General features: G+C 42.0%; 22 protein-coding genes and 1 tRNA gene. 19 read left to right on the top strand and 4 right to left on the bottom strand.

The features are described from left to right. The first annotated feature begins 213 nt into the window (after positions 1–213). From H0Z19_RS09360 to H0Z19_RS09315, 10 genes are all read left to right on the top strand, one after another. Positions 214–693: a hypothetical protein gene (locus H0Z19_RS09360; protein WP_290726018.1), complete on the top strand. Its 480-nt coding sequence runs from the start codon at positions 214–216 to the stop codon at positions 691–693. 36 nt (positions 694–729) lie between these two features. Then, on the top strand, positions 730–1,140 hold the full coding sequence (locus tag H0Z19_RS09355; RefSeq protein ID WP_290726016.1) for a hypothetical protein: 411 nt from the start codon (positions 730–732) through the stop codon (positions 1,138–1,140). A 30-nt stretch (positions 1,141–1,170) separates the two neighbouring features. Next, positions 1,171–1,842 carry a HAMP domain-containing sensor histidine kinase gene (locus tag H0Z19_RS09350; protein ID WP_290726015.1) on the top strand — a complete coding sequence of 224 codons (672 nt, stop codon included), beginning with the start codon at positions 1,171–1,173 and terminating at the stop codon, positions 1,840–1,842. 115 nt (positions 1,843–1,957) lie between these two features. Continuing rightward, the gene (locus H0Z19_RS09345) at positions 1,958–2,302 is read left to right on the top strand and encodes a hypothetical protein (RefSeq protein ID WP_290726013.1); all 345 of its coding nucleotides are present in this window, start codon (positions 1,958–1,960) and stop codon (positions 2,300–2,302) included. Next, positions 2,257–3,432 carry a hypothetical protein gene (locus H0Z19_RS09340; RefSeq protein ID WP_290726011.1) on the top strand — a complete coding sequence of 392 codons (1,176 nt, stop codon included), beginning with the start codon at positions 2,257–2,259 and terminating at the stop codon, positions 3,430–3,432. Before H0Z19_RS09345 ends, H0Z19_RS09340 begins: the two co-directional genes overlap by 46 nt. Continuing rightward, on the top strand, positions 3,410–4,090 hold the full coding sequence (locus H0Z19_RS09335; RefSeq protein WP_290726009.1) for an ABC transporter ATP-binding protein: 681 nt from the start codon (positions 3,410–3,412) through the stop codon (positions 4,088–4,090). Before H0Z19_RS09340 ends, H0Z19_RS09335 begins: the two co-directional genes overlap by 23 nt. Continuing rightward, positions 4,080–5,210 (top strand): ABC transporter permease, encoded by a 1,131-nt coding sequence (locus H0Z19_RS09330; protein WP_290726007.1) that lies wholly within the window; start codon positions 4,080–4,082, stop codon positions 5,208–5,210. The genes H0Z19_RS09335 and H0Z19_RS09330 overlap by 11 nt, the downstream gene beginning before the upstream one ends. 31 nt (positions 5,211–5,241) lie before the next feature. Next, positions 5,242–6,483, top strand: coding sequence for a tRNA guanosine(34) transglycosylase Tgt (gene tgt, locus H0Z19_RS09325; RefSeq protein WP_290726005.1), 1,242 nt, complete (start codon positions 5,242–5,244; stop codon positions 6,481–6,483). 138 nt (positions 6,484–6,621) lie between these two features. Then, positions 6,622–6,891: a DNA-binding protein Alba gene (albA, locus tag H0Z19_RS09320; protein WP_290726003.1), complete on the top strand. Its 270-nt coding sequence runs from the start codon at positions 6,622–6,624 to the stop codon at positions 6,889–6,891. Positions 6,892–6,907: 16 nt separating this feature from the next. Continuing rightward, positions 6,908–7,345, top strand: a complete 438-nt coding sequence (locus H0Z19_RS09315; protein WP_290726001.1) for a DUF371 domain-containing protein — start codon at positions 6,908–6,910, stop codon at positions 7,343–7,345. Here the strand turns inward: H0Z19_RS09315 and H0Z19_RS09310 are convergent. Together H0Z19_RS09310 and H0Z19_RS09305 are read right to left on the bottom strand one after the other, a co-directional pair. After that, the gene (locus H0Z19_RS09310) at positions 7,305–8,780 is read right to left on the bottom strand and encodes a sodium/solute symporter (RefSeq protein WP_290725999.1); all 1,476 of its coding nucleotides are present in this window, start codon (positions 8,778–8,780) and stop codon (positions 7,305–7,307) included. The two genes, H0Z19_RS09315 and H0Z19_RS09310, sit on opposite strands and share 41 nt — an antisense overlap. A gap of 90 nt (positions 8,781–8,870) precedes the next feature. Then, the gene (locus tag H0Z19_RS09305; RefSeq protein WP_290725997.1) at positions 8,871–10,112 is read right to left on the bottom strand and encodes a phenylacetate--CoA ligase family protein; all 1,242 of its coding nucleotides are present in this window, start codon (positions 10,110–10,112) and stop codon (positions 8,871–8,873) included. A 180-nt stretch (positions 10,113–10,292) separates the two neighbouring features. On the opposite strand from H0Z19_RS09305, the gene H0Z19_RS09300 reads away from it, so the two are divergent. The 7 genes from H0Z19_RS09300 (at position 10,293) to H0Z19_RS09270 (ending at position 16,415) form a co-directional block, all read left to right on the top strand. Then, a tRNA-Val gene (locus H0Z19_RS09300) sits at positions 10,293–10,365 on the top strand. Between the two features lie 728 nt (positions 10,366–11,093). Next, positions 11,094–11,321, top strand: coding sequence for a hypothetical protein (locus H0Z19_RS09295; protein ID WP_290725996.1), 228 nt, complete (start codon positions 11,094–11,096; stop codon positions 11,319–11,321). 604 nt (positions 11,322–11,925) lie between these two features. After that, positions 11,926–13,446 carry a class I SAM-dependent DNA methyltransferase gene (locus H0Z19_RS09290; protein WP_290725994.1) on the top strand — a complete coding sequence of 507 codons (1,521 nt, stop codon included), beginning with the start codon at positions 11,926–11,928 and terminating at the stop codon, positions 13,444–13,446. Next, positions 13,436–13,723 (top strand): hypothetical protein, encoded by a 288-nt coding sequence (locus tag H0Z19_RS09285; protein WP_290725993.1) that lies wholly within the window; start codon positions 13,436–13,438, stop codon positions 13,721–13,723. The genes H0Z19_RS09290 and H0Z19_RS09285 overlap by 11 nt, the downstream gene beginning before the upstream one ends. A 119-nt stretch (positions 13,724–13,842) precedes the next feature. Then, complete coding sequence (locus H0Z19_RS09280) at positions 13,843–14,493, top strand: hypothetical protein (protein ID WP_290725991.1); 651 nt, start codon at positions 13,843–13,845, stop codon at positions 14,491–14,493. Further along, positions 14,490–15,173, top strand: coding sequence for a hypothetical protein (locus H0Z19_RS09275; RefSeq protein ID WP_290725989.1), 684 nt, complete (start codon positions 14,490–14,492; stop codon positions 15,171–15,173). The genes H0Z19_RS09280 and H0Z19_RS09275 overlap by 4 nt, the downstream gene beginning before the upstream one ends. 12 nt (positions 15,174–15,185) lie before the next feature. After that, positions 15,186–16,415: a restriction endonuclease subunit S gene (locus H0Z19_RS09270; RefSeq protein ID WP_290725987.1), complete on the top strand. Its 1,230-nt coding sequence runs from the start codon at positions 15,186–15,188 to the stop codon at positions 16,413–16,415. Between the two features lie 156 nt (positions 16,416–16,571). Here H0Z19_RS09270 and H0Z19_RS09265 read toward each other — a convergent pair whose 3' ends face one another. Then, positions 16,572–16,823 carry a type II toxin-antitoxin system RelE/ParE family toxin gene (locus H0Z19_RS09265; protein WP_290725986.1) on the bottom strand — a complete coding sequence of 84 codons (252 nt, stop codon included), beginning with the start codon at positions 16,821–16,823 and terminating at the stop codon, positions 16,572–16,574. Continuing rightward, complete coding sequence (locus H0Z19_RS09260; protein ID WP_290725985.1) at positions 16,820–16,984, bottom strand: hypothetical protein; 165 nt, start codon at positions 16,982–16,984, stop codon at positions 16,820–16,822. The genes H0Z19_RS09265 and H0Z19_RS09260 overlap by 4 nt, the downstream gene beginning before the upstream one ends. Before the next feature lie 126 nt (positions 16,985–17,110). Between H0Z19_RS09260 and H0Z19_RS09255 the strand changes: the two genes are divergently transcribed. Beyond that, positions 17,111–17,371 carry an AbrB/MazE/SpoVT family DNA-binding domain-containing protein gene (locus H0Z19_RS09255; RefSeq protein WP_290725983.1) on the top strand — a complete coding sequence of 87 codons (261 nt, stop codon included), beginning with the start codon at positions 17,111–17,113 and terminating at the stop codon, positions 17,369–17,371. Beyond that, complete coding sequence (locus H0Z19_RS09250) at positions 17,340–17,756, top strand: PIN domain-containing protein (RefSeq protein WP_365892657.1); 417 nt, start codon at positions 17,340–17,342, stop codon at positions 17,754–17,756. Before H0Z19_RS09255 ends, H0Z19_RS09250 begins: the two co-directional genes overlap by 32 nt. The last annotated feature ends 69 nt before the right edge of the window (positions 17,757–17,825 follow it).

Raw genomic sequence — 17,825 nt, 5'->3', positions numbered from 1 at the left:
ATGAAGCTGGAAAAGCAACCCTTCGGCTACTGGCCAAATGGAGAACCTATTGAGGGGTAAATTTTTCTCATTTTTATTGACTTCTGACATTTTCTCACTTTTACAATAAAATTCTGTCGCCTGAAGATGGATCAAAGATGCACATTTTCATTTCTTCCTACTTATATAACTGGATTTCCTGTAATTGTTAAAGAAGAGGGGAGGTGATGCAAAGTGAGAAAAATACTGGTAGGACTGCTGGTTCTGGTGGTTGTAGGAGTCGCATCGGCAGGTGCAGTAGGACACCAGCAGCCTGAATTGCCAAAGCTGGAAATAAACGAAGATAACTTCGAGGAAGTGAAGGAAAGGATTCTCAGCGAAATTGAGATGAAAATAAGCAAACTCCAAACGCTGAAGGAGAAGGTTGAGAGTGCGAACTCAGCAGACGAACTGAAGAGTATTATGGAAGAGCAAGCGTTGGAAAGAGCTAAAGAAATGTCACTGAAACAAATTGAGAGAGCCATTGAGAGGCTTGAGAAAGACAACAATACCGATGCAGTCAGCAAGCTCGAATCCCTGAAGGAAGAAGTTAGTCAAGCAACAAGCATGGAGGAACTGAGAGAAGTAATGGAAAACGTCAGAGAGATCTTGGAGGATTCGGGAGTCCATCCACATAAGCCGATTGCGGGTCTTAGGCCTAATGGTGAAGTTTAATAATTCTAATTTATTAATTTTTTTGGGGGTGTTGAAATGAGAAGGGAAATTTTTGCACTCATGCTGATAGCCGGAATTTTTCTTGTAGGATGTACAGCGAACGATGAATTGAGGGAACGCGCAAAATACCAACCTGCTAGTGGAAATCCTGCTGATAAAGAGATATCCGACAATGAAAGCAGAGCACCAACACCACAGCCAGTTAACTCGACTCAACCGCCACTACCATTGGATGATCTTGAAAAGGGCAAAAAAGCAGTTTTGGAAATTCTAAATCGAACGATTGATGTGCTTAAGAGGGAGGGTGTGGATGCTGATGCAATTTCAAGACTTGAGTCTTTAAAGGAGGAGGCAAGTAATTCGGCAAGTTTGGAGGAACTGAGAAAGATTATGGAAGAAATACGAGAAATCGTGGGAGATGAAAGACCATCTTTGCCCAGAGGTTGAAGCAAGAGTTAACCTATCAAGGTGGTGAAAATGAAGGTTAAGGAAATTAGCTCTGGATGTGTTCGTGGAAATGAAACCATAAGGTTATTAAGAAACTCTATCGCCGTGCTTCGCCATGATGTTATGAATGCCCTAACTTCGTCTCTATTGTATCTTGAGATGTATGGGGAAACGCGGAATGAAGAGCATTTGGAAAAAGCCAAAGCTTCGATACATAGGGCAATATTCTCCGTTAAAAACTCCAAATTGCTCGAAGAATTTGCGATTGAAGGTGAACGGAAATACTTCAAGGTCGAAAAAATAGTAAAGGAAGTGGCTAAATATTTTGATATACCGATTACAGTAAAGGGAGAGTGCCAAATTTTCGCTAATGGGGGTGTTTTCAGCACTATTTTCGGAAATCTTTTTCAGAATGCTGTGTGGCACTCTGGTACTGATAGAATTGACGTGAGAATAGAGAGAGGACGAGGAAAGTGCTTCATACGCGTCATAGACTACGGAAAGGGCATATCTGATGATATAAAAAACAAAATTTTTAGCTCAGGATTTAAAGGTGAAGGTTCGACGGGTACAGGACAAGGACTCCATATCGTTAAAGAGCTTGTAAAAAGCTTAGGGGGAAAAATCTGGGTGGAAGATAACGAGCCACGAGGGACTGTTTTCGTTATGGAATTTCCGCGAAGATTTTTTATTGACTTTTGATTTTTTAGAACTACCTTTCCCCCCGTTTTTATTCAGTGAACAATGACAGAAATGGACTTAAGATATACATCTGTATTTCTTCGAAATTAAATATCACGGGCTTTACAACTAAAGTATGAGGTTAAAACTGATAATCGTAGGCTTAACAGCTTTGCTCCTCTGTCAAACAGCCATGGCAGAGGATAACAGCAGCATAGCTATTCAGAGTTTGACAGTCGAGCCGCAGAGCCTTTTTGTTGGGGATTCAGCAATTGTCACTGTGACTTTATATAACCCGCTTGAAAGCGCTGTGAAGGTTACATCTTTCAGAGTTCAGAGTTATGGCGTTTCCTATAACTCCTTCGATCTTGGCTACATACCACCTCAATCCACACACACACATTTAGCTTCGCAGTTAAAGCAGAAAAAGAGGGGGTGCATAACGTTGAGGTCGCATTTTACACAGAAAGCGGTGCAGTGAGAAGTTACTTCACGCTTTTCGTAGAAGAAAGAATGCCTGAACTCTCATTAAGCAAGAATGTGAAAATTGGAGAAGTCAACAGCCTCAGCCTCATCATATCGTCCCCGGTGGAGATAGAGAACGTTGTCATCGACCCTCTTTTCGAATCTGAGCCGGATAAAATCGTTCTTTCATCGGTTTCAGGGACAGCAGAGGTGCCAATCAGATTTTATGGAGAACAGTGTGACTACGAATTTAGAATTTCATTCTACAGTGGTAATAACTATCATAGCTACAGCGTCAAACTCACCCCAGCTTTCCAGGATGGAAACGATCTCGTTGTAAATGTCTCAGTACCCCAGACCTCAGCCTTCCTATACGACGTAGTTGATATCCCAGTCACGATCTCGAACTTGAGAGATGAGGCTGTTAATAATATCAAAATTTTAGCTTCATCAAACAACGGAATAACTTTGCTCTCGAGTGACGAAATCGCAAAATTGGAGAGCGGTTACAGTTCTAAAGTCACTCTGTTCTACTCTCCAGAAAAAAGTGGGAAGGATGAGATAACTCTGATAATCAGCTACAGGGATGAGTTCGGAAACGAAGTGGAGCTGAATAAGTCCATAACCATTAATGTTCAGAATATTCCAGCAGTTGACGTTTCTGGCGTTGAGATCGAAACCAAAAGCGTATCTGTAGGATCGGTGCAGCCAAGAGGAATGCTCGGTCCACCAACAAGCTCAACCACATCAAGACTGGAGATAACCGTAAGCGGAGATGTGGTAAACAGAGGATCAAGCTATGCCAAGAACGTTATAGTTTACCTTGACTTCGGAAATGACAGGGAGGAGTACTTCATCGGGGAGATAGAGCCTTCAGATTCGGACAGCTTCAGTATTCCAGCGAGTGGGAGCGAAAGGAGTGCCACGGTGGTGGTAGAGTGGACCAATGAAATTGGTGAAGTTCACAGCATCACGAAGAGCTACGAGCTCAATCCAATAGAAACAGCAACTGAAATGCCACCCAGGCAGCAGGGTATTGTCACTCCCACCAACCTTGTCATTGTTACAGCAGTAACAGCAATCGGTGTTTTTGCAATATACCGAAAGAGGAGGAAAAGGAAGAATGAAGGTAGTAGAACTGGTTGATGTCTATAAAATCTACAAAACAGAGTACTACGAGGTAAAAGCGCTCGAATGTGTAAACATGGCTGTCAAAGAAGGAGAGTTCGTAGCTATAATGGGACCATCGGGCAGTGGAAAATCAACTCTGCTCAATATAATCGGCTGTCTCGACAAACCAACGAGAGGTGAGGTGATTATAAACGGCGTTGAGACATCAATACTCAGCGACAGAGAACTCACTGAGCTTCGTAGAGATACAATAGGCTTCATCTTCCAGCAGTACAACCTCATCCCCACATTAACCGCTCTTGAGAACGTTGAACTCCCGATGGTGTTCAGGGGTTTAAGCAAAGCAGAAAGGGAGGCTAGAGCAAGAGAGTTGCTCAAAATTGTTGGAATAGAGGAGCTGGCAAACAGGATGCCGAGAGAAATGAGCGGTGGTCAGCAGCAGAGGGTTGCGATTGCGAGAGCTCTGGCGAATAATCCGTCCATTTTACTTTGCGATGAACCTACAGGAAACCTCGACACAAGAAGTGGGAGGCAGATTATGGACATATTGAAGAAACTCAACGAGGAAGAGAGGGTTACTGTTGTTCTTGTTACCCACGATCCGTCACTTGCCGATTATGTGGACAGGGTGGTAAGGATTAGGGATGGAAAGGTGGTGGAGGATGTATTTTGAGCTGGCAAGGAGGAACCTGGAAAGGGCAAGAGCTAGGAGCATTCTTGCAGTAGTGGGGATTGTAATCGGAGTTATGGCCATCGCATCTATTGGCATCTTCGGCAACACGATGAAACAAACTGTTCTTGAGAGGTTTCAGGATGAAGCTGACACGATTCTCATTCTGCCAAGATATACCGAAGGCTACTCTGGAATTGACGAGGATGATGTCGAACTGATTGAAAAAGTAAACTACATAGATTACGCAATTGCGCTGAAGGATGAAAGAGGAGAAGTGGAATATAAAGACAATAAGGCTTTTATAAACATTTATGGGGTAAAAGATGAAGATGATTTGAAGAAACTCTACAATGTCTATGAAGGGAGCATAAAGCTTAAAGGAACTGCCGTCATTGGTTACAGAGTTGCCGAGGATTTTGGAGTGGAAGTTGGAGATAAAGTTTCCATAGAAGATAAGAATTTCAAGGTTGCCGGGGTTCTCGAAGAACAGGGTATGAAAGCTGGAATAAGCCCGGATATGGCCGTTTTCATTTCAATGGATGATTTCGACAATCTCTACGACCAGGAGGGATACAGTTTAGTTGTTATAGAGGCGGAAAGCATTGCTTATGTTGATACGATTGAAGAGAGCATAGACAGTCTTATCAACAAAAAAGATGAAAAGGTCGAAATCAGGGACTTCCAGTCACTGATAGAAAGTGTAGAAGAGAGTATGAACTCGATGACACAATTTCTGATGGCGATAGCAGCAATTTCCCTACTTGTTGCAGGGGTAAGTATTTTGAACATCATGTTAATGTCAACATTCGAAAGGACGAAGGAGATTGGAGTTATGAGAGCTATCGGTGCATTCAAAGAGACTATCGTGCTGATATTTCTTATGGAGGCCACCATACTTGGAGTTGTTGGAAGCGTAGTAGGGGCAGTTCTTAGTTTAGCCGGAGGATACTACATAATCTCAATGATGGGTTTCTCGACCGCATACATTCTCCACCTCTCATCAGCCTTTTACATCAGTGAGGGATTTGTTGTTGGCACTGTTACAGCAATTGCAAGTGGGCTTTATCCCGCTTGGAGGGCTTCAAGGCTTGAGCCGATTGAGGCTTTAAGGTACGAATGACTTTTAAGTTTCAGGTCAAAATCTCAGGCAGATGAAATTCAAGATAAAGGCAACACTGGACAGGATGCGCGTTGGAGTGGTCAAAACGAGTCATGGAAGCTTTAAAACTCCAGTTTTCATCCCTGTAGCCACTCTCGGAGCCATCAGGGGGTTGGACAACAGGGATTTGAAAGATATGGGTGTTGAGGTAATTCTGGCAAACACATACCATCTACACTTAAGGCCGGGGGATGAGCTTATCAGGGAACTTGGAGGGTTGCACAAATTCATGAACTTTGATGGGCCCATTGTCACTGACTCAGGCGGTTTTCAGGCATTCTCCCTTGGCTACGGACTTGAGCATGGGGTTGGAAAGATTGCAAACAACATCTTCCTTGAGGGATTGAAGGAGGAGAAGCTCAAGGAGGTGGAGAGAGGGAAGTTTGCCTTTGTAAATGATAGAGGAGTCAGGTTTAAGGACCCCAAATCTGGAAGAATCGTGGAGCTAACACCAAAAAAGTCCATGGAAATCCAGTCCAACCTCGGGTCGGACATAATCTTTGCCTTCGACGAGTGCACATCTCCACTCTCTGACAGAAAATACACAGAGAAAGCTCTTGAAAGAACGCATCGCTGGGCTGAAGAATGCTTGGAATATTACGACAAAAGACAGGCTTTATTCGGAGTTGTGCAGGGTGGAGAGTACAGAGATTTGAGGGAGAAGTCGGCAAAGTTCATGGCTGAGAGGGATTTTGCCGGCTATGGCATTGGAGGGTCGTTGGGAAAAAGCAAGCAGGACATGCTCAACATTCTCGACTGGGTCATCCCCCTTCTTCCAGAGGAGAAGCCAAGACACCTTCTCGGCATAGGTGCTGTTGAAGATTTGTTCAACTGCACGGAAAAGGGAGTTGACATGTTCGACTGCGTGGCTCCAGCGCGATGGGCGAGAAGAGGACACCTCTACGTCAGCCCGGCTGAAGGGGGGAATGTCAAGAACAAATTCAGAATACACATCAAGAATTCAGCCTTCACGAGAGATACGAGGCCAGTGGACAGAACTTGCGACTGCCTCGTATGCCAGAACTACTCCAGAGCGTATTTAAGGCACCTTTACAAAGCAAACGAGCTGCTTTACTTCCGCCTCGCCACTTACCACAACCTCTACTTTATCCTCAAACTGATGGAGAAGATAAGGAATTCTATAATCGAAGGGACTTTTTACGAACTTAAAAAAGAGTGGTTGGGAGAATCACATGGGCAATGTTTTTCCTGCCTACATTCACGGTCAGGTTAATACTAAAAAATATCGCTCATTTGTTTTAATAATGATAATTTAGAACAAATGCGTCAACTCTGAAAGCTCTTAGCGTAGAAAATTTAATATAACCCAATACTTTTTCTCATCACAAAAAACAAAAGGGGGTCGAGAAAAATGGCAGAGAATTCGGTGTTTGTTGGGAACAAGCCTGTGATGAATTACGTGCTGGCTGTGTTGACGCAGTTCAACAGTGGAGCGACGGAAGTTTCGATTAAGGCGAGAGGTAGGGCGATTAGCAGAGCAGTGGATGTTGCAGAGATTGTCAGAAAGCGCTTCCTGCCAGATGTTGATGTGAAGGACATTAAAATCTCAACTGAGCAGATTGAGGGCGAGCAGGGAACCGCAAACGTTTCGGCTATCGAGATAACTCTCGCCAAGAAGTAACTTTTTCCTCTTTTTCATGTTTAAAATTTTTGCACATGGTCATAAAAATATCAGGGCAACTCACAGAACCACTTTTGAAATAACGAAGAGCGAGCACTTAACACCAAGAGGAGATTGCATCATTGGTGTTGGGGCAGACAAAACTCTTGTAGATTTGCCTGAAGACCTGAAGGCTCTTTTGAAAGCGGGGCATTTTTTCGAAGTTGAACTTTCCCTCCCCGACTACGGCATTTCGGAGATGGTTATTGGAAAGGGAGATAGCAACCTCACTTTAAATCACCCAGAGGACATCGTGGTAAGGAAGAGTACCTACACCTGCCCCAGAACACTTCTCGTTAGGGCAAACAAGGCAGCATGCGACTTAAACAGGGAAATGGTAGAGTATTTAAAAGAAAAAAATACGGAACTTGTTTTCACGCTTCGGCCTTTGAAGGCTGCGGAAACGCGAGACTGAACAGCACAAAGACTGCAACCGACACAACCAATCCCGGCACGACCGGGTAAATCCAGTAGACCTTGTAGTAGTAGAAGTACCAGAGAATGCTCGCAATCACTGCAGCTACCATTGAGGCTGAGATGGCTGCAGAGTTTGGCCTTTCACTGTAAAGGCAGGCTATTAGTGGAACGAGGAATGCAGAGGTTATTACTGAGAAGCTCACTCCTACAATCTCAACGATAACTCCCATGGGCTTAACCGCAAAAACCACCGGTACTGCAGCGAATATGAAGACCGCTACCCTCGTCAGGTTTAATGCTGTTTTTTCCTCAAGGCTTTTCACGTTCTGCACCAAATCTCTTACAAAGGCTGTCGCTACCAAGTGGATAAGGGAGTTTATGGTCGACATTGCCGCTGCGATTATTGCTGTGAGGAGCAAAGCATTGATTCCGGCTGGAAACAGCTTCATTGCGATAAAGGGCACTACCAAATCCGTATCTTTAAGGAAAGCCGTGATGTCATCAGTGTATTTCGGAATTACAACCCAGCCGAATGGTCCGATACTGAAAACGCAGATTGCAAAAATTCCTATAATCAGCGGTGTCAGGATCATCCCGTTTGCAATAACCCTGCTGTCCCTCGCCGCAACGAATCTAACAACAAGCTGCGGGCTAGCGAGCTGAGCGACGCTTATGGCGAAAGTCAGGCTCAGGACGAACGGGACGATCATTCCGGCCTTCAGTATCGGTGGAGGGCCGACTTTACTAATCTCAAAGAGCGCCTTTCCACTCATCCCTCCGAATATTTTCGCGTTGCTCAAGGCCTCAATTGCAGAACTTAAACCACCAAGCGAGTAAATGAGTGTTAGAAAGAGGGCAACACCACCAATGAGCACAATTATGCCCTGAATGAGGTCTGTCATCACCACTGCCCTGAAACCGCCAATTGCGGTGTAAATCATCACGATTAAGGCCGTAATCACGAGTCCGGTGGTGTAGTCCATTGAAAGCATGACCTGAAGCAGATTTCCAGCTCCCTTATATATTGAGACCATGTAGAGTTCGAAAAATACGATCATCACAAGAGCAGCAACAACCTGGCTTAAAACTCCCGCCCTTTTTCTGAAGAGCTCTGGAATAGTTATTGCTCCGTATTCATCCGCAACCTTCTTCATCGGAGGTGCTATAACCATCCATGCCAGTATTGCGAACAGTATGTGGAAGAATGTCAGAAAAGCCGACCACTGAAATCCAAGCAGGAATCCAGTTCCTCCCCCGCCAAGAAACGCTGCTGTGCTGAAATACGTGGCGAAGAAGGAGAAGCTCACCACAAGCGTTCCGAGCTTCTTGCCGGCGAGGTAATAATCGAGCAAACCCTTGGTCTTCCTGTATTCGTAAACACCAATGAGTATAACCAATGCAAGGTAACCAACAAGTACACTCTCGATGATCATTCCACTCTCCTCGCCTTTAACAGTGCAGCAGCGAATCCAAAAATCATAAGGCCAATAGATGCAGCATAAACAACCGTAATTACCACTTTATCACCCCCTGAAAAGCCTTTTAGCCTTACCCTCAAACCTCTCAAGCGATCCGGGCTGCATAACCTCAACTCTCGGACTGAATCCCAAAAACTCCTTAATGTCTTTCGCAACTTTCCCTGCAAGCCCGTTCTCACCCTCGAAAATTACCCTTATCCCGTTACCTACCTCAATTCTGTAGTGCCTAACGCCGTATGAGGCAAGAATCTGCTCGACATCACTCGGATAGAACTTGACACCCTTGTAAATCACCATGTCATCAGTTCTACCCCTTATCCGCTTTATCGTCATGTGCTCAATTCCGCATTCACACTTTTCCCTCGAAACGACAGCAGAAATCTCACCGCTGCGGTACCTTATGAGGGGCATTGCCTCCCTGTTGAGGGATGTATAGACGATCTCTCCTTCTTCTCCGTCCTCAACAACCTCTCCTGTCTCAGGGTCGATTATTTCGACGATGTAGTTGTCCTCCCAGATATGCAGACCATTACGGTGGGGACACTCGAAGCCTACTGTTCCAACACCCCCCATTTCTGTTAAGCCGGGGATGTCGTAAGCTCTGCAGTCAAAGGTTTTCTCAATCTGTCTCCTCATCTCCTCGCTCCATGGCTCGGCACCAAGCAGCATTTTCTCAACTGGAAGCTCTGCTGGACTGTATCCCATTTCCTCCGCAACCTCGGCAATTCTCAAAGGATAGCTCGCAGTCGCACACAGGACAGTTGTGCCGAAGTCAACCATGAACCTGACCTGGTTTCTGGTGTTTCCAGCTCCGATGGGTATTACGAAGGCGTTTATCGCGTCTGCAGCAAAATGGAATCCAAAGCCTCCATTCCACAGACCGAAGGCTGGAGTGATCTGAATCACATCTTTAGACGTTATTCCTGCAAGGTGAAAATCTCTCAGAAGCATCTCCTTCCACTGCTCTACATCATGGCGAGTGTAGGGGATAATTACAGGCTGTCCCGTCGTTCCACCACTCATTTGAATCCTCACTATCTTATCCTTGGGAACGCACGCCATTTTAAGTGGGTAAGCATCCCGGAGGTGCTGTTTTGTTGTTAAGGGAAGCTTGCTTACGTCCTCCGGACCTTTTATGGAGTCAATATCGATGCCGTTATCCTTGAAAAGTCTTCTGTAAAAAGGAGAATTATCGTAAACGTACTTTAGAATGCTTCTGAACCTTTTTCGCTTGATTTCTTCAATCTTACTTCGCGGGAGGTATATACCTTTTTCAACCTCTGTCATGTTGGTAAAGAAGGAGTCGTTGATTTAAAAGTCTTTCCCTTAATTTGGATTAGAACTTCTTTTGTAGGATTATTCACAAAATGCGGGAAAACTGCTTTAATCATGGAAATTTGAGAAATCCAGAAACTTACACTGAACAACCGTAAAATTCATAAGACTGCTGCTAAACCACATCTTGGAGGGCTCGTGGTCTAGGGGTTATGACGTCGCCTTGACGAGGCGAAGGTCGAGGGTTCAAATCCCTCCGAGCCCATTCTTTTTCCAAAAACTAAAATCTCAAAGGGTTGTTCAGTCCTGAGAGAGTCCAGAAGCTTGTTGATAGTCTCAGAAAAGCGGTAATTAAAGTTTTCTCTTAGAAATATATAATTCTCTTTTGAAATTCTGATGTGTAAATCAACCCTTCTGCGGTTGTTTTTCGCCGAAATCTCCTTTCTGAAAGTTGATTCAGAGTATGTTCCAGATTGTTCCATGTGGAACATAGGGCGTGGAGTGCATATAACCATAGGAAAATTTAGCGTTGAATGTTCCGAAAGGAGAAGAATTCAGGAAAGTAAGAAAAAACGTAGAGATGAAGTTCAATAAACATGAGATGCGGATGGATCAGAGGAAACGGCTTTGCCTTAAACCTTCCATTTTGAAGGTCATCAATCAACCCCTACCTTGTAAGGATGTTCCAAGGGCGTTATGTAAGAAGAAGAGAAAATGAACTTTGTTGCTGCAAAGTTTGTGTGTGCATCACGAAGGAACAGGAGTATAACACCACCAAAAGAAGCTCTCAGAGATATTATCAGAGGTTCAAATACTGCAAGTTGGTTGCCAAGATGCATAAACTCTTTATTATATCTATACCTATATTTTGCAAATCGGTTACCAAGTTACCAAACTTGGTTACCAAGTAACCAACTTGCAAAAATTTCCCTAAAAACATGCAAGTTGGTAACCAAAACGCATTTTTTGGTGAAGTAAGGTGGAAGATTCTAAATGCCTCAAAAAGAGAAAAAATACATCCATGTGGATGCTGAAGTATTAGAAGCTTTCAAGAATCGTGTATTTGCCAAATACAGAACTCTCCATAAATATCTTGGTGAAGAATTATCAAGAGCAATGGCTGAATATCTTAAAGACTCACGGAATGCACACACAAAGTTTGCAACACATACTTTCAAAACTAAGCAAAAAGCATCTTTCGCTCTTTATGTGGTTGTTTAAACCCAGAGGGATGCGCATTAATCAGAATTGCAAGGTAGAAGGAAAGTATGTTAAAAACTTAGTTGATCACCTCTTGCCGAAGGATCTCTAAAGATGGTCCCTCTCGGTTATCACCATGGTGTTTTAGGGGGGGATTGATGGGAGGATGAAGAGTGATTAAAGAGGATTATTGGTGATCACCAGGGGATTGATAAGGGGATATGGGGGATAAAAGGAGATTGATAAGGGTGATTCCTTGGTGACAAAAGTTGATTTATCGCTGATAGAGTTGATCACTGTTGATTTAAGGTTGATTGGCTTTGATTTGGTAGCGATTTAGTTGTTGAATAGAGTTGATTTAACGTTGATTTGGGTTGATCTCCTGTTGATTGACTTGTTGATTGAGTGTTGATAGGGGTTGATTGAGAGGGTGATAGAAAGTTGATTCAGATTGATTCGCAGTTGATGAGTGTTGATTGATTTGTTGATTGAGGTTGATTTCGCTCTAAATCGGTTCAACTGCAAATCAACAATGGGGGATTGATCAACAAAATCTGGGATTACTAGAACTAACCAGTAAAACTTCTCAGAAAACTAAAAATAATTGATTGAATTACACCATTTAATGACTCTTGCTGATTACATTGATATTGAGACAACAAGAGATGAGCTGATAAGAGCCTGCAAGCAGGCTGCTGATCTGATAAGAACAAGAGTTGATTACAAATACATTCTCGTTCTCCTTTTCCTGAAAAGGTTAAGCGATGAGTGGAAGAGAGAGTACAACGAAGCCCTGAAAACTCTTCTCGATAAGGGATTAAGCAGGGAGGAAGCTGAGAAGCTTGCAAAGGATAAATCCTTCCACAGGTTTGAGTATCCTGAGAAATATACTTGGGAAGAGTTGAGAAAGAACATTAACGAGTTGCCTGTTAAGCTTTCCGAAGCTTTAAAGCTCCTTGCTGAGAAAAATCCTGAACTGCAGGGAGTTGTTGACAGGCTCGATTTTCTTGAGTTTACTAGGCATAGGGATAACTTTGACATTCTTGTCCAGCTTTTCGAGCTTTTCAGTGGGCTCAACTTGGGAAGAACGAGCGATAGCATTCTTGGCGATGCTTATGAGTGGATAATAGGTTATTTTGCTCCACAAAAAGCAAAGGAGGGAGAGGTTTTCACTCCATCTGAGGTTGTTGAGCTTATTGCTAAAATTGTGGATCCTAAGCCGATGGATAGCGTTTACGATCCCGCCGCTGGCTATGCGAGGATGCTAATCAGAGCGTACGATTACGTGAAGCAGAAGTATGGAGAGGAAGAGGCAAAGAAGCTGTTTCTTTATGGTCAGGAAGTCAATCCCACAACCTACGCTATAGCGAAGATGAATGCGATAGTTCACGGTATAAAAGACATTAAGCTTGAAGTTGGAGATACGCTAAAGAATCCGAGATTTAAGGAAGGAGAGACTTTCAGGAAGTTTGATATCGTTATAGCTAATCCACCATGGAATCAGGATGGCTATGGAGAGGAGGAGTTGAAGAAGGCGGAATTCTACGATGATAGGTTTAAGTATGGCTTCACTCCCAAGCAATCAGCCGATTGGGCGTGGATTCAGCATATGCTCGCTTCTGCAAAGAAAAAGGTTGGGGTTGTAATAGATAACGGATGCCTTTTCAGAGGTGGCAAGGAGAAGCAGATAAGGAAGGCTGTGATTGAGGACGATCTGATTGAGTGTGTAATACTGCTGCCAGAGAAGTTGTTCTACAATACTGGAGCTCCCGGAGCGATCATAATTTTCAACAAACAGAAACCTGAAGAGAGGAAAGGTAGGATTCTGTTCATAAATGCAAGCAATGAATTTGAAAAGCATCCTGAAGTTAGAAAGCTGAATCGTCTGGGAGAGAAGCATATTGAGAAAATCGTGAATGCATACAGGGAGTTTAAGGATGGGGATGGGTTCTGCAGGGTTGTTTCTCTTGATGAGATTAAGGAGAATGACTACAACCTGAATGTTACGCTCTACGTATTTCCGCAGGAGGAGGTTGAGGTGATTGATGTTGCTAAGGAGTGGAGAGAGTTGAAAGCTATTGAGAAAGAAATTGAAAAGATTGAAGGGAAAATACAATCATACTTGAACGAGATATATGAAGCGTAAAACAAAAAGAGTGCAAACAAGACAAAGGAATTTGTTAAAAGGCAGATTATTTGAACTAGTTATAACCCAGCTTCTTCAAAAGGCCGGTTTTGAAGTGGATAGAGATAAAATTGACATCCCTCAACTAACAAAAACTAAGAAAAAACTACATGGGAGAGGTAGCACTTTTGCACCTGATGTTGTTGGTATATACAGATTTCCAATTCCTTTTGTTTACCCTATACTGCTGATTGGAGAATGCAAATATTATTCTAAAAATATTATTCTAAAAAGGTAAAAGTTAACGATGTTAGAGCTTTTTTAGGGGCATACATTGATGTTTCTCAATATCCGCGAATAGATACAAAATCAAAATCACTCACGAAATATGAGCAAATATTCTACGCTGATCGGTATTTGTATGCTCCAGTAATGTTTTCTTCGAAAGGTTACGCGAAAAACGCTCAGGCACTGATGTATGTGCATGGAATCTACTTCATATCTTACGAGAACTCGGAGGTAATAAATAAGATCGTAAAGAGAATAGAATCACTCCTTAAAACCATAAAATTCGGAGAAATACCTAATGAGTACCTAAACCTTAGAGATCTTAAAATGCTGTATTCGTTACCTGAAAAATTCAGGAAAAAGAACTTTCTTGAGAGGTTGAAAAAGCTTGAAGAGCTTGTTGAAGCCACAGAATCTTATGTAGGTGTTTTAGATAGATTTTGGGTAATCCATTTTCTGACAAATAAGAAACTTAAGCCAAGATTAAAACCTTTAAAGGCTCATGCTTTCCTTTGTGGAGAGAACATGATACAATTAAGGTACTCTCCCTCCAAAAGGGGTAGAATTATTGGTTCATTTTCATTGCCAACTTCATTTTTGAAGGAGTATATTAAATACTCGAACAAGAGAAATAAGAAAGTTCTAAGTGAGTTAATACTTTATATAAATGCCAATGACTATATCTACCCTCTGTATATTGAAATCGACCAAAAAAGTGTTGAAAAATTGATCCAACAGCTTTTTGACGAGATGAAAGATGGTCGAGGTGAAGTTGGATGATTGAGGGTATCATCCAACTTATAAGTATAGGAGGTGGATTAGCTGGTTATACTTCGGTAGCATACTTACTTTGGAGAAAATTAAAACGAAGAGTGCAGATTTTTGATGCAACAGGCGTGTACGAACTCCAGAATATAAGGGATGCTCCTTCAAAAAACCTAATTACTACAGTAGAAGTGACGTTCTTCAACGATAGTGAAAGTGAAAAAGTTTCAATCACAGATATTGTTGGAGCTCTGAGATACGATAAAACAAAGTATAAAGCTAACCTTGAACTAATTGCAAAATTCTCTGATGGAAGACCATACATTGTCGAAAAGCCAGTAGATCACAAAGAGTTGCCTATTACACTTCATCCGAAGGAATCGATCAGATTAAGTCTCAGATTCAGTTTCTCAAATGTTTTTCCAGAATTTTTAGAGAGAGTTGGACTTGCGAGATTTAAAGGGTTCATAGACGGTCTGCCTCTGTATGAAATTTCTGAGATAGAGAACATAAAATATCGGGAGCATCTACCAATTCTAATGCAAATTACAGCACATATCGACGGAAGAAAATTAGTTAAAGGCTATGCTACATTATTTGAAAAAGGCGGTTTGTTCAAACCAGAAGAGTACGAAGGAACTTTGAGCGTCCACGAAATCAATAAAATAGGGCTAGAATTTACTGAAAAAGTTTAGGAGGTTTAAATATTGAGTCACAAAGAAACACCAATCGGTAGAATTCCAGAGGATTGGGAGGTTGTAAGGCTAACGGACTATGTTAATATACTCAAAGGCTTTGCATTTAGTTCAAAATTCTTCAATGAACATTATGAAGGTCTACCGATTATAAGAATTAGAGATTTGGGCAAAAACGCAACAGAAGCATACTATTCCGGACCATATGATCCGGCATATATCGTAGAAAAAGGCGAGTTGTTGATAAGTATGGATGGAGAGTTTGATATATATCTATGGAATGGACCAAGAGGTTTATTGAATCAAAGAGTTTGTAAAATCTGGTCAAAAGATGTATCGAAATTAGACAACATCTTCCTCTATTACGCGCTAAAAAAACCACTTAAGCTTATCGAGGTGCAAACAAGCCAAACAACTGTTAAGCATCTTCTCGATAAAGATTTTCAAAGAATAAAAATCCCGCTCCCACCTCTCCCAGAACAACGCAAAATAGCAGAAATCCTCTCAACTGTGGATAAAGCAATAGAGAAGGTTGATGAAGCCATAGTGAAGACTGAGAGGCTGAAGAAGGGGCTGATGCAGGAGCTCCTTACAAAGGGGATTGGGCATACTGAGTTCAAGGATACGGAGATTGGCAGGATTCCGAAGGAGTGGGAGGTTGTTAGGCTTGGTGACATTTGTGAGGCTGTAGGTGGTGGGACTCCTTCAAAAAAGCGGTTAGAATTTTGGAACGGCACAATACCTTGGATCTCACCTAAAGATATGCAAACTGAAGAAATCTATGATTCACAAGACCATATTACAGAGGAAGCGGTAAAAGAGAGTTCGACTAGACTCATTCAGCCTAATTCAGTATTGGTGGTTTTCCGCTCAGGAATTTTAGCAAAAAAAGTACCTATTGCAGTAAATAGAGTACCTGTTGCGATAAATCAGGATTTGAAGGCACTAACCCCAAAGAGTAATATGGAACCCAACTTTTTAGCTTACTGTCTAAAAGCATTTGAACCAGCTATCCTGAAATGTGTAAAGAGGGGATCTACTGTTCACAGTATCATCCCAGAACGCTTTTTTAATTTAAAAATCCCCCTCCCACCCCTCGAAGAACAGCAAAAAATCGCAGAAATCCTTTCAACTGTTGATAAAAAACTCGAACTTGAAAGAAAACGCAAGGAGAATCTTGAGAGGATTAAGAAGGGTTTGATGAATGATTTGCTTACTGGGAGGAGGAGGGTTAAGATTTAATGGATGAGGATTTGAAGCGGATCTTGGATGTAGTTGAAAAATCACCCGAAAAATTTGAAAACCTGAACCTCATATTCAAAGTTGACGCTATTGATCAAAGTGTTTAATGACCAAACTTCTGGAGGTTATTATTTATTAATTCAATCCCCATTCTAACTAAAATTGCTTGTAAACCCTCCCCCTAACATCAACATTCACGATAACTATTATCGAATCGGCTTCGTAAACTTTGAAAAGCGCTCTATAGCTTCCAATTCTCATTCTATATAGATTCTCACCAATTTTAATAATATTACGAACGTTTGGGAAGTTTTTAAGCTCTTTAAGCCTCTCTTCTATTTTTTCAGAATGAGGGAATTTATCGAGCTTCTTCTTGGCCTTCGGAAGTATGTAAAGTTCGTAAGTCATAACTTAATTAGCTTCTCAAACTCTTTTTTGGATATAATTTCATCCGCTTCTTTTATTAGTTGAACTTCCTCATCTGTGAGAATTAGATCCTCAAGCAATTCGAGTATTCTGTCAATCTTGCTTTCAAGTCTTTCAATTCTCTCAAGAAGTTCAGATGCCATAATACATATTTGCAGCGAATTTAAAAGCTTTTTTGAGTGATTTGATTAATTCTCTGCAGATAGCCTTGAAAACAATTAGCTGGAAAACCTTTATAAAATCTCAAACCAAGTGGGAAATGTGGGAAAATGTCTGTGGTGAAGATTGACGAAAAGGGCAGAATTCTGCTCCCCAAGGAAATAAGGGATAGGATGAAGATAAAACCAGGAGAGGAGTTTCTGGTTGCAGATATAGACGAGAATGCAGTTGTGCTCAAGAGAATTAATGTTAGAAAGATGCTCGAAGAGCTTATTGAGAAGGCAAAATCTGTTGATCTGGAAAAGCTGGAAAGGGAGATAGAGGGGGAAGGTAATAGAATTGCAGGGAAGAAGTACAAGGTTTCTTATTGATACTAACGTTTTCATAGCTGCAGTTAAGAAAGGTTGGACGAAAACGACTGAATTGGTTTTACACTTATTTTCAAGTCCGAAATACATTCTGGTGGCAAATGATGTCCTGCTTGCGGAGTATGAGAAATATGCCAGGACATTGAAGGCTGAGAGTTTTCTTGAGTTTCTGAAACTGAGGGTTGTTATCGTAAATCCTTCAGATGAGGAGGTTAAGGTGTGCAGGCAGTATTTTCCAGAAAATGAGATTGCTGACGCGGTTCACGCTGCAACATGCCTGAAAACAGATGCCATTCTTATTACGAATGATAAGCACTTTGATGCGATCAAAAAGGCGGGTTTGATAGAGGTGTGGGATATTTCGGAGGCGATCAGCAGAATTCTGTAGCATTCGAAACAATTTTTAGGGTGCTTACACAATCCTCAATCCAATCTCTTCTTTAACTTGTTCAATCTT

Source organism: Archaeoglobus sp., from assembly GCF_017656475.1.
Taxonomy (GTDB): domain Archaea; phylum Halobacteriota; class Archaeoglobi; order Archaeoglobales; family Archaeoglobaceae; genus Archaeoglobus.
Note: the sequence above shows the minus strand (reverse complement) of the source record. Positions and strands in the feature narration are given on the sequence as shown.

Bases quoted from the DNA above. Each gene is read 5' to 3' on its own strand.
- H0Z19_RS09345 (WP_290726013.1), top strand. From the start codon at position 1,958: ATGAGGTTAAAACTGATAATCGTAGGCTTAACAGCTTTGCTCCTCTGT.
- H0Z19_RS09260 (WP_290725985.1), bottom strand. From the start codon at position 16,984: ATGGCATCTGAACTTCTTGAGAGAATTGAAAGACTTGAAAGCAAGATT.
- H0Z19_RS09315 (WP_290726001.1), top strand. From the start codon at position 6,908: ATGTTTAAAATTTTTGCACATGGTCATAAAAATATCAGGGCAACTCAC.
- H0Z19_RS09350 (WP_290726015.1), top strand. From the start codon at position 1,171: ATGAAGGTTAAGGAAATTAGCTCTGGATGTGTTCGTGGAAATGAAACC.
- H0Z19_RS09305 (WP_290725997.1), bottom strand. From the start codon at position 10,112: ATGACAGAGGTTGAAAAAGGTATATACCTCCCGCGAAGTAAGATTGAA.
- H0Z19_RS09290 (WP_290725994.1), top strand. From the start codon at position 11,926: ATGACTCTTGCTGATTACATTGATATTGAGACAACAAGAGATGAGCTG.
- H0Z19_RS09335 (WP_290726009.1), top strand. From the start codon at position 3,410: ATGAAGGTAGTAGAACTGGTTGATGTCTATAAAATCTACAAAACAGAG.
- H0Z19_RS09275 (WP_290725989.1), top strand. From the start codon at position 14,490: ATGATTGAGGGTATCATCCAACTTATAAGTATAGGAGGTGGATTAGCT.
- H0Z19_RS09285 (WP_290725993.1), top strand. From the start codon at position 13,436: ATGAAGCGTAAAACAAAAAGAGTGCAAACAAGACAAAGGAATTTGTTA.
- H0Z19_RS09295 (WP_290725996.1), top strand. From the start codon at position 11,094: ATGCCTCAAAAAGAGAAAAAATACATCCATGTGGATGCTGAAGTATTA.
- H0Z19_RS09355 (WP_290726016.1), top strand. From the start codon at position 730: ATGAGAAGGGAAATTTTTGCACTCATGCTGATAGCCGGAATTTTTCTT.
- albA (WP_290726003.1), top strand. From the start codon at position 6,622: ATGGCAGAGAATTCGGTGTTTGTTGGGAACAAGCCTGTGATGAATTAC.
- H0Z19_RS09265 (WP_290725986.1), bottom strand. From the start codon at position 16,823: ATGACTTACGAACTTTACATACTTCCGAAGGCCAAGAAGAAGCTCGAT.
- H0Z19_RS09255 (WP_290725983.1), top strand. From the start codon at position 17,111: ATGTCTGTGGTGAAGATTGACGAAAAGGGCAGAATTCTGCTCCCCAAG.
- tgt (WP_290726005.1), top strand. From the start codon at position 5,242: ATGAAATTCAAGATAAAGGCAACACTGGACAGGATGCGCGTTGGAGTG.
- H0Z19_RS09310 (WP_290725999.1), bottom strand. From the start codon at position 8,780: ATGATCATCGAGAGTGTACTTGTTGGTTACCTTGCATTGGTTATACTC.
- H0Z19_RS09330 (WP_290726007.1), top strand. From the start codon at position 4,080: ATGTATTTTGAGCTGGCAAGGAGGAACCTGGAAAGGGCAAGAGCTAGG.